The organism is Streptomyces sp. Rer75 (assembly GCF_013414305.1).
Classification (GTDB): Bacteria; Actinomycetota; Actinomycetes; order Streptomycetales; family Streptomycetaceae; genus Streptomyces; species Streptomyces himastatinicus.
This window is the reverse complement of the sequence record NZ_CP058693.1, coordinates 5,036,352-5,048,761: the sequence shown is the minus strand read 5'-3', so window position 1 is coordinate 5,048,761 and position 12,410 is coordinate 5,036,352. Positions and strand designations below refer to the sequence as shown.

Below are 12,410 nucleotides of genomic sequence, written 5' to 3'. Positions count from 1 at the left end.
TAGGCTGATCCCCGCGCCACCAAAGGTGGCGCGGGGAGGCTTGCCCGAGCGGCCTAAGGGAACGGTCTTGAAAACCGTCGTGGCAGCGATGTCACCGAGGGTTCAAATCCCTCAGCCTCCGCAGGTTAACGGCCCCTGACCAGGAATGACGGTCGGGGGCCGTTGCCATGCGGGCTGCCCGCCGGGCACCGCCACTTCCTGTGATTCCCCCACCGATCGGGCACGGAAGGGGCACGGCCGGACACCTGCTGAGAGGGCCCTTGCCGACTACCGATTGATCGGAATCTCGTACACGATCTCGCAGTGAGCGGCGGGTACGACGATGTCCGCCGTCTCCACGGGCCGCCCCTGGTCGCTGTAGTACGTCCGCCGGATGTGCGTGACGAGAGCGGCCTTCTGGATGCCAAGAAGCGAGGCTTCCTCGGCGGTCGCCTGCCGGGGTTCCGGTTGCTCTACGGCATGGCTGACGGTGATTCCGATAGCGGCCATGCGGTTCACAACTCCCGCCCCGGCGTGCGGCCCTCCCTCGGGGAGGACGACGAGCGTGCCTGCGGTGAGGTCGTACGGCTCCCAACTCGTCGACAGCTGCACGGGCCTGCGGTCGGCCAGGAACTCGTACGACGTCCGGACGCACAACTCGCCCTCGGCGATACCGAGCCGCGCCGCGATGTCCGCTGGGGCTGGCACCTTCGCGTCGGTTCGGCTTTCCCAGTCGCCGTGCTTGCCGACGGCCTTCATGTCCGCGCGGAACGGCGACCCTTCAGGCTGCTCGCGCGCCGATGACCGGACGACCCGCACCCGTTGCCGGGGCTCGGCGACGTAGGTGCCCGATCCGGCTCGGCCCTCCAGCACGCCCTGGGAGATCAGCAGCTCCTGTGCCCGGCGGACCACGTTCTCGCCCACCCCGCACTCCTGGCCGATCTGGGCGCGGGACGGCAGGCGGTCCCCCGGCTCCCATACGTGCTCCGCGATCCGCCGCCGGAGTTCGTCGGCGACGCGGAGATAGGGCGGCTGCTCAGGCATATGGAAAATCTAGTCCACTAGCTCTAATCTAGTTAACTAGCTTTACTGAAAGTGATCGCCAGTTGACGGAGGCTGCCCTGTGCCCGCTTCGGGAGTTAGCGCGGCGGCCATCGCCGCCCGGCTGTCCGCCGTCGGGCTCCCCACGCGCGTGGAGGAGTACGCCCGATTCACATCGGTCGAAGCGGAGGTGCCGGAATCACTCTCCGCCGAGACATGGAAGGAGGTCCTGGCGGCGGTGGCCGAGGCCGATCGGTTCGGGCTCCTCGCCAGCTGCCAGAACGGCCGCACTCTCCGGGCGGTCGTAGAAAAACCGGTCCCCACGACGGGCGATGTCGGGGGACCGAGCCATCAGCGATAGGAGCTGATTCAGCGTGCTCAACCGTATCCGCCGTGCCTTCTCCCTCACCAGGGCGCGGCACTTCTCCAAGGGCAGGCATTGCCGCCCCTTAACGCCCTCCCGGCCGCCGGTCGTTCCCGCCTGCTCTGCGCGCGCTGACGAACCGACGCTCATCCTGGAGCGGGCCACCGACTGGGCGAGGCACCGCTACTCGCTCGCAGGCGAGGAAATCGCGCTCGTCCGCCCGTACGTGCTGGCCTGGGAAAGGCGCGCACGAAAGCACCCGACGGTTGTCATTGCTCCCCATCTGTCGACCGAGGCCCGGTCGGCTCTCCTGGGGGTCTGCTGATGCCCTCTCGACAGCACACCCACCGCCCGGCCGCCTCGGCCGTCCCCTACCGCTCGCCCGCCTGCCGGATCGGCACGCACCAGGCTTGCGCGGAGTCCTCTCCATCTCCAGCACCGGTCGACGTGCCGTTGATCTACGAGGCGTGTGACTGCCCGTGTCACTCGGCGTCCGGCCAGGCCCGACCAGCAGAGGCGAAGAAATGAGCGACTGGGCACCCGGCGGCGCGCCGACATCCAGTAGCGAGACCCACCGAGAGGCAGACGCAGGAATGACGGCACAGAACGAACTGAGGCTTCTCCCGTGGGCTGGGCCAGAGGGCAAGCCGTGCTACCTGGACACCGACGACCGGGAGGGCTACATGTCCCGCTTGGCGGACCATATCGAGGCGGTGCAACTCGGGATGGCGGCCGAACTGCTCGGGCAGACAGTTGAGGTACTCGACGATGAGACTGAAGACCCGGAGAAACTGAAGCTCGTCGCCGCGCAGTTGGCTGGCGCACTGCGGGACGTGCTGCGCGTGGCGACCAGCCGCGGGCACCGTCTGGTAACGCCTGAGTAGCCCCCTCAGCGGAACGCCCGTGTGCAGTACGGCAGGGAGCCTCGGATACGTTCCGAGATCTCCCTGCTTTCTCTTGGCGACCGCAGGGTCGGCTGAGTTAACCGCCCGATCGGGCACCCAACGGGCACGACAGAGGACGCTGGGAGGGCTGTGCATCCTCTCCGTCCTACAGGGGCGAGAAGCTCTCGGGCAGGTGGACGGTTCCCAAGATGCGAGATCGGTGGCTGTGACTACCGTAGGAATTAAGGGCGTTCCTGATTTGATGGGGGCACAGGCGATGTGGAAGCCAGCTAACGAGGTATCCCGGCATGCAGATTTGATTGATGCAGCCAGAAGCGACAACCTCGCTATATTTCTCGGTAATGGGCTATCCAGGCTTCTTGGCGCGCCTGCCTGGGGTGACTTCTTGCGCCGTCAGGAAGATGCCTTTAGACGGCACGGAGTGGATATTCGAGAAAAGCTGGCAACGGGTGCATCAGAGCTGGAGATGATGCAAATTCTAGAAGATTACGAACCTGCCTCATACCAGCAACTCCTGCGCCTCCTAAGTAAATGGAATAACGACACCCGGAAAGGTTTTCTCAACGGGAGCATTGAGCCGCATCTTCCTTATGTTGCGCTCGCCTACTCGGTAAGACCGAGTCGCATAGTAACGGTCAACATGGATACTGTTTTCGACGAATTTATTGAACTTCATCGGGTGGCTGAGAAGTGGAGGTTGGATGCAGACCCTCCAATCGAGCATATACACGGCAAGCTCCCTGATTTTTCGAGCTGCATTTTCACCGACAGGCATTACGCCGACCGGGTAACTGAGGTAGTCGGTAAGTTGAATGAGTGTATTGGCCGCAGGGCGCTTCTTTTCGTAGGATACGGCCACAGTAGGGCAGATATCGATATTAGAGCTTTTTTGTTGCGGAGTCGGTCAGATCTTCAGGAAAATGGCGTGTTCAGCCTCCTCGGATCAGATGAATATACCGATCCGGTTATAACGCATCGCCTTCAGCACATGGGAATTCAACCGGTCCTTTTTCAGCTTCCCGTGAGTCCCGAACCAGAAACTCGTGAGTGGGCGCTCGGCCAAGCCCTCCTAGATCTTCGCGGGGGTCCGCCTCCAGCTGAAGTGAGAGAGAGACTGGGCCAATTGCATGATTACCACGAGAAACGGGCAAAAGAGACAGCGCTAATTATGGGCCATGCAGGAGTGCATAGAATTTTGCTTCCTGCAACCTTCCCACCAGAGGCAAGATGCAGCATTCCGTCGAAGGAGTGGAAGGAGGTGGGCGGCCCCGGCGGTGTCATATGCCGAGTTATGTCTTCCTGTCAGGAACGTGCCTCTCTCGTTTCTCGGATCGGGACAGACGCCGATGGAAGATTCGTTTGGTCGAAACTTACGGGAACAGCCAGCAAGAAGACGCTAGTGCCATTTTCGAGTGATGGAACGAAGGAAGGTGCGAAACAACAACCAATAGAGGTATCGCATGCGCTTCGCGTCCAGGTTCCTCCAGGGGCGGAGACTCAGCCTGACGTCTTTCGCACGTGGAGCAGTTGTGTTCTGCTTACCTCCCGAACTCGGGTATTCCTGGATCGTGCCATCAGTATCGAGGCTGACCGATCACTGACCGGTCTTGGCGAAAAAGCAGATGAGGTGATCGCCGAGATTCTACTCGATCGGCCGTCTCTTATTTACTTCAGTAAGGCTTACGCGGATATCGTTCGTAGGGCTTTCAATTCCGATGAGCGTCTATTTTCTGAAGAAACGTGGACTGTTTACGGAGCGGATACAAGAAGGCATCAAGAGGAATATCTGATTGAAGCTAGCTTGCAAGGCATGGTTAACATTCTGCAAGCCCCGTTCGACTTTGTGTGGAACTTTTTCCGGAAGCGAAATGGTCAGATAGGTTACAAACGAGAAGAGGAAGTAGCGCAAGAGATCATCGATGGCAAGAACCCAGAGTTTTTGAACTTGGTAATCGAAGAGGCTTCCAAGTGGATGCGTAAGAGCAAACCCAGGATTATCGTGATGACGCTTCAGGATGGTGAAACGAGCCTGTGGATAAATGTCGACTCGCGATCTTTTGAACTAAATGAAGAATGCTTCAATGAAAATGTTCGCTACGCAAACTCCTCGGCAAGTGTGTTTAGGGGAATCGTGATGGCTGGACTCTTGTGGGTTGATCATTCGATTGGCCGAGATCGCCTATCGCTAGTCATGGATTCTGAATTCATGAACTCGTTGTGCAGTGTGGCGAGCAGGGCGGCGCTCATCAAGCTGAGGCAGCCTACTGTAGATGAAAGCTTGGCGGAAATCGCAAATGAATTCGAGCGTTGGAAGGGTCTAAAGGTAAAGCATTATTGACCGTGCGGGTGATTGGCCTGATCTCGTTCCCCAATTAGGTCGGCGGAGCGGCTTTGGGCTGGAGCTGCTTTGGGGCGAGAGATCATGGCCCCGTAAGCTTCCAGCGCGTCGGGCAGTCTGTGGACCTGCCCGCTAAAGCACGACGTTGGGGCCATGATCTTAGAGGCTCGCCCCAAAGTGGCTGCCTAAAGCCGTGGAGCCGACCGCCCCAGCCACGACGTACCCCCTCTCTGACCTCAGGCGGCTGATTGCTGTGAGCGCGGCACGGGCGGCGGCCGGGCTGGAGCGGGGCGGAGACAGGAGCGCAGGCCCGGCCGGGGGCCGGGCCTGCGCGCGGGGAGCGGAGCGAGCCGCCTTGATCGAGTAGGGAAAGTTCTACCGCGCTCTGGTTGATCGCCTGGTTGATCGCCTTGGTCGGTCGATGCCTACTCACGTGAGTAGGCACGCGGATACCCTGGTTTTAGCTACGTACGCAACTAAAACCAACGACGGCAGGAGCGTGCTCACCGGATGGGACCGAAGTCGGAGCGGGTCTACCTCACGATTCGCGAGTGGATCGCTGCGGGCAAGTACTCGCCAGGTTCCAAGCTCCCGTCCGAGCGGACGCTGTCGGAGGATCTGGAGATCGGCCGTACGGCCCTGCGTCAGGTGCTGGCCAAGCTCGTTGCTGAGGGCGTCGTCGAGGTGCACGGTCGTAGCTCCTACCGGGTCCCGGATCGGTCAGTGACCACTGAAGCGCCGGCAGATGTCGAACCCTGGCAGATCCACGGTGAGCGGACGGTGTATGACAACCGATGGGTGAAGCTGAACCTCGTCGACGTGGAACCTCCCGGCGTGAAGCGCTTCGAGCACCACGTCGTCAAGCTGCACCATGTGGCCATCGCCGCCGTGATCGATGACCAGGACCGGGTGCTCATGATGTGGCGGTACCGCTTCGTCCCTGATGCCTTCGGCTGGGAGCTGCCGGGCGGCATCGTCGATCCGGGGGAGGAGCCCCTTCAGGCCGCCTTGCGCGAAGTTGAGGAAGAGACTGGCTGGCGGCCGGACGCCTTGCAGCATGTGGTCACCTACCAGCCCATGGTCGGCATGGTCGACTCGCCGCACGAGATCTTCGTCGGTCAGGGGGCGAAGCTCGTTGGCGAGCCGACCGATCTGGAAGAGGCCGGGCACATCGCTTGGGTGCCTCTGTCCGACGTTCCCGGGCTGATGGCTCGTGGTGAGCTGATGGGGTCCGGCACCTTGGTCGCCCTCCTGCATGTGCTCGCTTCACGGGGTGCCGGCGCGTCGCCTACAGCCGCTGAGTGAGCTGCTCGATCCGGCGCCTGTGACGCACTGACTTGGTGCGGCTTGCCACCAGCTGGGCTTGCCGTAGGTGCTTCTGCGCCTGGTCGTGCTCGCCGCGGGCCAGGTGGGCCTGGGCCAAGTCGCAGTGGAGCCCGGCCGAGGACCTGATGAACGTGGGGTCGGTCGTCTCCAGTGCGGCGTACAGGCTGTCCACTGCTCCCGCGTCGCCGATCAGGGCGAGAGCGCTCCCGCGCCACCTGGTGAGGTGGCCTTCGTTCAGGAAGATGCTCAGCATGTCCGGGTCGCGGGCGTCTTCTCCTGCGGGCAGGTGTCGCATCGCGAGCTCAAGAGCCTGCTGGCACTCGGTCTGAAGCCCAGCTCGGGCACAGATTTCCGCCTCGGCCGCGTACAGCCAAGCCCTGAGGCGCGGAGACATGCCCTTTCCGCCGAGACGCTGTGCGTCTCGAACCAGATGCACCGCCATTTCAGGACGTCCGGCGTCGCACAGCACGTATGCCTGCTCGGCGGTGGCGTGCGCGAGGTACATGGGCTCCTCGGCCTCCTGGGCGGCGCGCTTCCCCAGCTCGTAGTGACGCCAGGCTCGTTCCACGGCTCCGACGTCAAGGGCCTGCCAAGCCGCCAAGGTGGCTGCTCCGGCCAGAGCCAGGGCGACCGGGCGTCGGGTGTCCGGGAGTACCGCGAAGGTGAGGGCGTCTTCCAGCCGTGTCAGGTGTGAAGTCATCTGGTCGACCAGGCTGGCGGCGCCCATCTGCCGGTCGATGGTCCGGAGCAGTTCGGTCTGGTCCATGAACGTCTTGACCATCGTCAGGCTGACGTTCTTGGCCTCGTCGATCCGGCCTATCAGCTCGTCGTACCCGTCAGCCGTGGCGAGCGCCAGAGGCGACTGTGATCCGCCCGCCAGCTCGTCGTCGGTGATCCCGAGCAACGCGCGGAGGATCTTGGCGTAGTGGCTGGAGATCGTCCGTCGGCCGTTCTCCCACTCGGATACGTACACTCGCAAACTCGCGGTTGAGGCGACGGTGATCATGTGCTGGCGCGCATGACGTTCGATCTCCCGCACAAGACGCTCTTGTGACCACGCCCGTGCCGTCCTCGCTGCTTTGAGTCCACTCATCGCGTACTGCCGCTCCGCGTCGGGGGTGTTGAGCCGTAACAGCAGCATGCCTTACATCGGCCCAGGTCGGCAGGGGTTAACGGGTCCGCTGTTAACCCCTGTTGTCTACCGGGACGTTGCTCGGCGCGCTTCCCTGGAACTGTCGCAGTCAGGCGAGTTGAGACGCCGGACCAACGACGATGCTTGACATCTGGTGCGCACCAGATGCAACCTTCTGGTGCGCACCAGTTGGAAGCGCGAACACTCCGCAGGTTTGCTGCGGCATTCAATCAACGTTCAGGAGCGGCGACCCACCGCCAAGCAAGTACGCCGCTCCCGCCCCTGAAGGGACATCCATCATGCGTCAGATTCCCGTCGACACGTCCGCCGCGACCGTGATGGTCGCCAAGCCCGCCCAGCCGAAGATCCGTGACCGCCGTACCGGTGAGATCGCCTTGGACGCGGACGGTGTGAAGCTGATGACCGTGGACGTGATGTTCGCGGCCAACGACGACGTCGAGATCCTGTCCGTCGCCGTCCCGGAGACCGGCATCTCCGGTGACCTGGCCATGGGCACCCCGGTCGCGCTCACGGGCCTGATCGCCCGGCCATGGGAGAACGAGTTCAACGGTCAGAAGCGGCACGGGATCGCTTTCCGCGCCGTCGCGGTCACCTCCCTCGCCGCCTCGGGCGCGAAGGCGGCCTGATCATGACCTGGCTCATGGTCGCTGTGGTGGTCGTCGCTGCTGCGGGTCTCCTGCGGTGGCGGCGCCCCGCCTGGTACTGGCTTTCCCTCGGCGTCACCTTCGCCACCGTGCGGGTCCTGGTCCGCTACGCCTCGGTCATGGACGCCTGCGGGCTGACCGTCCCGCCCGCCCGCTGGCGTCTGGCCTTGGCCCGGATGACTGGTCGGGAGGTGCCGGAGTCCCGTCCGCCGCGCATCCTTCGTCTGCGTCCGACCCGCACCGGCCTGGTGCTGCGGCTCAAGCTCAAGCCTGGACAGGACACCTTCGACGTCGCCGCCGCTACCGACCGGCTCCGCCACTCCTTCGGCCTGTACGGGGTCACCTCCCGTGAGATCCGCTCGGGTGTGGTGGAGGTGCGGATGACCGGCTACGACGTGCTCAAGCGGGTGCAGATGCCTGCCCGGCTCGATACCCGGCCGATGCGCATCCCGGTCGCCCTGCGCGAGGACGGTTCGGTGCACTACCGCGACTACCGCGCCGTCCCCCACGGGCTGACCCTCGGGGCTACGGAGTCCGGCAAGTCCGTCTACCAGCGCAACCTGGTCGCCGGGCTCGCCCCGCACCATGTCGCCCTGGTCGGCATCGACTGCAAGCAGGGCGTGGAGCTGTTCCCGCTGGCCCGAAGGTTCTCCGCGCTCGCCGACAACGCCGACACCGCGCTGGAACTGCTGGAGGCGCTGGTGACGCACATGGAGGAGGTGTACCAGCTCATCCGGGCCGAGCAGAGGATCAGCATCGCCGTGCCGGATGCGGAGATCGCCGCCGACATCTGGGACCTGCCCGAGGACATCCGGCCCGTTCCGGTCGTGGTCCTGGTCGACGAGGTCGCCGAACTCGCCTTGTACGCCACCAAGGATGAGGAGAGGCGCCGGGATCGGATCATCACTGCCCTGGCTCGCTTGGCCCAGCTCGGCCGCGCGTCCGGCATCTACCTGGAGATCTGCGGGCAGCGCTTCGGCTCCGAACTCGGCAAGGGCATCACCATGCTCCGCGCCCAGCTGACCGGGCGCACCGCCCACCGCGTCAACGATGAAACGTCCGCCAACATGGCCTTCGGCGACATCGCCCCCGACGCCGTGCTGGCCGCGATTCAGATCCCGGCCGAGAACCGCGGCCTGGCCATCGCAGGCGATTCGACCGGCGGCTGGCACCGCATCCGGGCCCCGCACACCTCGCTGCGAGAGGCCGTGAACATCTGCAACAAGCACGCCCATCGCACCCCTGACGTGCCCGCCTTGGCGGCCTTCCAGCCCGCCACCGCAGCGGTGCCCTCGGCTTGGGACCGGCTGTCCAAGACAGCCCCCGCCACCGCCTGACTCTCACCTCTTCTCCGGTCGGCGTGACCGTCTTCGCGCCAGGTCCCTACCCCTCCCATGCCCGACGACAGGAAGGAACCCGTGATGGCCCGCCCGCGTGTCGACGCCGTCCTGGTCCAAGCCGTCATCGCCGGGGCGCTGTCCTTCGCCCACCTGCATGATCTGGCCGCCGCTGCCGGACAGGACGGCTGGAAAGCCTGGGCCTACCCGATCAGCGTCGACCTGCTCCTGGTCGCCGCCTGGCGACGACTGCGCACCGGCGGACCCACCCGGCTGGCCTGGTGCTGGTTCCTCATTGCCCTGGCCGCCTCCCTCGGCGCCAACGTCGCCACCGCCGGGCTCCTTGACATGCACCGCGTCCCCGCCTGGCTGCGCATCCTCGTCGCCGCCTGGCCCGCCCTCGCCTTCATGGGCGGAACTCTCCTTGCCCACACCACCGCTCACGCGGAGCCGGAAGCGTCGGCGCACCCCGACTCGTCACCCCAGCCCCCGGCCGTCGAGGACGACCAAAAGGCCGAACCCGCACTCGCGCCGGTGGCCGACGTCGAGGAACCGGCCGCGCCTCCCGCCTCCGAGCCCCAGCCCATCCCGGACCCGCCCGCTGCTCCCGTCGCGCCGGTCCCGGCCGCGCTGGTCGACCACGCCCGCAAGGTCGCCGACGACCACCACGCCCGCACCGGGGTCCCGATCGACACCGACACCCTCCGCGGCCGTCTCGGCGTGCCGCCCCAGCTCGCCGACGCCATCGCGGCCCAGCTCGCCTGACTCCCGAAAGGAAGCGACGCCCCATGACCCGCGACCCGGCTGACTTGACCGCTGCCGACTACCTCGACGGCGCCCGCGAGATGGCAGCCGCCGACCGGCCCCTCCTCGCCCACCTGCTCGCCGAGGAAGCCGCCCAGCGCACCACCGACCCGGCCACCGCTGCCGGTATCCGCGCCAGCTTCCCCGACCCGACGGCCACACGAACGGAGACCGACTGAGATGCCCGCACGCGACCACTTCCACTCGGTGATGCGGATCGGCCCGGTGCAGATCGGCACCCACCGCGACCGGCACGGCCGCACCGTGCACGCCGCCGTGTGCACCAACGACCGCTGCGGCTGGTCCGCCGACTACTCCAGCCGCTCCGCCGCCCAGCTCGCCGCCCGCACCCACCGCTGCCGCATCAACTGACCGGAGGTTCTGCCATGGACGTCCCGCTCTGGCTCGCCCTGATCGTCGTCGGCTGGCTCGGCGTCAAGCTCATCCGTCCGCCCTGGTGGCTCATCGCCGTACTCCTCCTCGGCGGCTACCTCCTCGCCGACAGCCTCCTGGCCTCCGTCATCGACCCCGCCGTCAAGTAACCCCTGAAGGGAGAACCGCCCATGCTCCGGCCCAAGCACCCGACCATGCCCCAGCCCACCGGCCTGGTCACCCCGCAGACGCCGACCGTCGTCCAGCCGACCACCATCACCCCCGGCACTCCGGCCCCGCCGCCCACGCCCAACGCCCCGGCCTCTACCCGGCCGGTCGTGCAGCTCACGCCCGGCACCGCGATGGCCCTTGTCGGCGGCGGCACGGCCGTGGTCCTGGTCGTCGGCGCCGTGCTGGTCTCCATGCTCCTGGCCGTCGCCGTGACCGGCGCTTCGGCCGCCGTCTGCGCCGTCGTCCTGCGCTCCCTGCTCGCCTCCGACACCAAGCGTCGCTGAACCGGCCCCCGGGCGGCTCCGATACCGCCAAGCATCCGCCGCCCGGGCGCCGTCCCTGTCCGATCCACTGAACCGGAAGGAAATCCCAGCATGCCGCAGCGCACCGGCCCGACGCCCCGCAGCTGCCCGAACTGCGACGGCTTCGCCTCCGCCGCGATCACTACCGGCGGACGCGATCAGTACGGCCACCTTCACACCATCGCTGCCGACTGCCCGGCCTGCCACGGCACCGGCACCCGCATCGTCCGTCGTGACCAGGAGGGCGCCCGTGTCTGACGTGCTCGACCCGACCACCCTCGGCGACCTGCTGAGGGTGGCTTCGGCCTCCGACCACTCCCGCTGGGAAGACCAGATCCGCCGTACCGGCGGCTGCGCCGACCCCATCCACCTGCGCGGCCGGGTGACCCAAAAGGACAAGACGAGCGGTGCCACGCTGCACCACTACACCACCGCTGACGAGCCGGGCGGACGGCTCCGCGTCGCCTGCGGCAACCGTCGCGCCTCCCGCTGCCCTGCCTGCGCCTGGACCTACGCGGGTGACACTTACCACCTCATCCGCGCTGGCCTGGCCGGGGACGACCGCCGAGACATCCGCGCCACCGTCCGCAACCACCCCCGCGTCTTCGCCACCCTCACCGCCCCCTCCTTCGGCCCGGTCCACAACCGCCCGGACCGTGGCGCTTGCCGCTGCGGTACCCACCACGCTCCAGACGCACTTGAGCTGGGCACCGCTCTCGATCCGGCCACCTACGACTACGCGGGCGCCGTGCTGTTCAACAACCACGCGGGACAGCTCTGGCAGCGCTTCACCAACCGGCTACGCCGCGAGATCGCCGCCCGTGCCGGCATCACCCAGCGAGAGCTGAAGGGGTGCGCCCGCCTCTCGTACGGCAAGGTCGCCGAGTTCCAGAAGCGCGGCGCCATCCACTTCCACGCCGTCATCCGCCTCGACGGCCCCGGCGGGCCCAACACCGAGCCACCGTCCTGGGCCACCGTGCGGCTCCTCACCGATGCCATCCACGCCGCCGCCACGCACGCCTACACCTCCGTCTCGGTCCCGGCCGCCGAGGATCAGCCCGCCCGTACCTTCCGCTGGGGCGCCCAGCTCGACGTACGGCCCGTGAAGGCGTTCGGGGACGGCTCCGACATCACTGAACAGGCGGTCGCCTCCTACGTCGCCAAGTACGCCACCAAAGCCGCCGAGACCACCGGCACCGTGGACCGCCGCATTGCCGAACTCTCCGAACTCGACCGCCACCAGGTCCCCGACCACACCCGTCGCCTGATCGAAGCCTGCAAGTGGCTCGACCCGCTCTACCCTGACCGCCGCCTGTGGGCCTGGGCGCACATGCTCGGCTTCCGGGGCCACTTCTCCTCCAAGTCCCGCCGCTACTCCACCACCCTGGGTGCCCTGCGCCAGGCACGCGCCGACTACCGGGCCGCCCAGGAGACCGCCGCCCTCGGGCTGGAGGACGTTGAGCCGGACACCGTTCTCGTCCTGGCCGACTGGCAGTACGCCGGACACGGCCACACCCCTGGCGAATCCGCTCTCGCCGCCACCATCCAACGCGACCTGCAACTCAACCGCGAGACAGCTCGTGAGGCGCTGGCGAACGAGGGGGAGGGGTGACC

16 protein-coding genes and 1 tRNA gene are annotated in these 12,410 nt (G+C 66.1%); 15 read left to right on the top strand and 2 right to left on the bottom strand.

What is annotated here, in order from left to right; genetic code table 11:
• The first annotated feature begins 34 nt into the window (after positions 1 to 34).
• Positions 35 to 121: transfer RNA gene (locus tag HYQ63_RS21385), tRNA-Ser, on the top strand.
• A 146-nt stretch (positions 122 to 267) separates the two neighbouring features.
• Here HYQ63_RS21385 and HYQ63_RS21380 read toward each other — a convergent pair.
• Positions 268 to 1,023 (bottom strand): GntR family transcriptional regulator, encoded by a 756-nt coding sequence (locus tag HYQ63_RS21380; RefSeq protein WP_179935406.1) that lies wholly within the window; start codon positions 1,021 to 1,023, stop codon positions 268 to 270.
• 79 nt (positions 1,024 to 1,102) lie between these two features.
• Here HYQ63_RS21380 and HYQ63_RS44840 point away from each other — a divergent pair, with 79 nt between their 5' ends.
• From HYQ63_RS44840 to HYQ63_RS21360, 5 genes are all read left to right on the top strand, one after another.
• The gene (locus HYQ63_RS44840) at positions 1,103 to 1,381 is read left to right on the top strand and encodes a hypothetical protein (protein WP_257231999.1); all 279 of its coding nucleotides are present in this window, start codon (positions 1,103 to 1,105) and stop codon (positions 1,379 to 1,381) included.
• Positions 1,382 to 1,394: 13 nt separating this feature from the next.
• Positions 1,395 to 1,709, top strand: coding sequence for a hypothetical protein (locus HYQ63_RS21375; RefSeq protein ID WP_179935405.1), 315 nt, complete (start codon positions 1,395 to 1,397; stop codon positions 1,707 to 1,709).
• A gap of 268 nt (positions 1,710 to 1,977) precedes the next feature.
• Positions 1,978 to 2,268, top strand: a complete 291-nt coding sequence (locus HYQ63_RS21370) for a hypothetical protein (protein WP_179935404.1) — start codon at positions 1,978 to 1,980, stop codon at positions 2,266 to 2,268.
• A gap of 220 nt (positions 2,269 to 2,488) precedes the next feature.
• Entirely contained in the window at positions 2,489 to 4,627 is a 2,139-nt protein-coding gene (locus tag HYQ63_RS21365) for an SIR2 family protein (RefSeq protein WP_179935403.1), read from the top strand.
• Between the two features lie 510 nt (positions 4,628 to 5,137).
• Complete coding sequence (locus tag HYQ63_RS21360; RefSeq protein WP_179935402.1) at positions 5,138 to 5,932, top strand: NUDIX domain-containing protein; 795 nt, start codon at positions 5,138 to 5,140, stop codon at positions 5,930 to 5,932.
• Here HYQ63_RS21360 and HYQ63_RS21355 read toward each other — a convergent pair.
• Positions 5,916 to 6,959 carry an XRE family transcriptional regulator gene (locus HYQ63_RS21355; RefSeq protein WP_179940350.1) on the bottom strand — a complete coding sequence of 348 codons (1,044 nt, stop codon included), beginning with the start codon at positions 6,957 to 6,959 and terminating at the stop codon, positions 5,916 to 5,918. The two genes, HYQ63_RS21360 and HYQ63_RS21355, sit on opposite strands and share 17 nt — an antisense overlap.
• Before the next feature lie 425 nt (positions 6,960 to 7,384).
• Here HYQ63_RS21355 and HYQ63_RS21350 point away from each other — a divergent pair, with 425 nt between their 5' ends.
• From HYQ63_RS21350 to repSA, 9 genes are all read left to right on the top strand, one after another.
• On the top strand, positions 7,385 to 7,732 hold the full coding sequence (locus HYQ63_RS21350; RefSeq protein ID WP_179935401.1) for a hypothetical protein: 348 nt from the start codon (positions 7,385 to 7,387) through the stop codon (positions 7,730 to 7,732).
• A gap of 2 nt (positions 7,733 to 7,734) precedes the next feature.
• The gene (locus HYQ63_RS21345) at positions 7,735 to 9,087 is read left to right on the top strand and encodes an FtsK/SpoIIIE domain-containing protein (protein ID WP_179935400.1); all 1,353 of its coding nucleotides are present in this window, start codon (positions 7,735 to 7,737) and stop codon (positions 9,085 to 9,087) included.
• An 84-nt stretch (positions 9,088 to 9,171) separates the two neighbouring features.
• Complete coding sequence (locus tag HYQ63_RS21340; protein ID WP_179935399.1) at positions 9,172 to 9,852, top strand: DUF2637 domain-containing protein; 681 nt, start codon at positions 9,172 to 9,174, stop codon at positions 9,850 to 9,852.
• A 23-nt stretch (positions 9,853 to 9,875) separates the two neighbouring features.
• The gene (locus HYQ63_RS21335; protein ID WP_179935398.1) at positions 9,876 to 10,070 is read left to right on the top strand and encodes a hypothetical protein; all 195 of its coding nucleotides are present in this window, start codon (positions 9,876 to 9,878) and stop codon (positions 10,068 to 10,070) included.
• A gap of 1 nt (position 10,071) precedes the next feature.
• Positions 10,072 to 10,263 (top strand): mobile element transfer protein, encoded by a 192-nt coding sequence (locus HYQ63_RS21330; RefSeq protein ID WP_179935397.1) that lies wholly within the window; start codon positions 10,072 to 10,074, stop codon positions 10,261 to 10,263.
• 14 nt (positions 10,264 to 10,277) lie between these two features.
• Positions 10,278 to 10,433 carry a hypothetical protein gene (locus HYQ63_RS21325; protein WP_179935396.1) on the top strand — a complete coding sequence of 52 codons (156 nt, stop codon included), beginning with the start codon at positions 10,278 to 10,280 and terminating at the stop codon, positions 10,431 to 10,433.
• 21 nt (positions 10,434 to 10,454) lie between these two features.
• The gene (locus HYQ63_RS21320) at positions 10,455 to 10,778 is read left to right on the top strand and encodes a SpdD-like protein (protein ID WP_179935395.1); all 324 of its coding nucleotides are present in this window, start codon (positions 10,455 to 10,457) and stop codon (positions 10,776 to 10,778) included.
• Positions 10,779 to 10,868: 90 nt separating this feature from the next.
• Entirely contained in the window at positions 10,869 to 11,054 is a 186-nt protein-coding gene (locus tag HYQ63_RS21315) for a hypothetical protein (RefSeq protein ID WP_179935394.1), read from the top strand.
• Positions 11,029 to 12,408 (top strand): replication initiator protein RepSA, encoded by a 1,380-nt coding sequence (gene repSA / locus HYQ63_RS21310; protein WP_179935393.1) that lies wholly within the window; start codon positions 11,029 to 11,031, stop codon positions 12,406 to 12,408. The genes HYQ63_RS21315 and repSA overlap by 26 nt, the downstream gene beginning before the upstream one ends.
• The last annotated feature ends 2 nt before the right edge of the window (positions 12,409 to 12,410 follow it).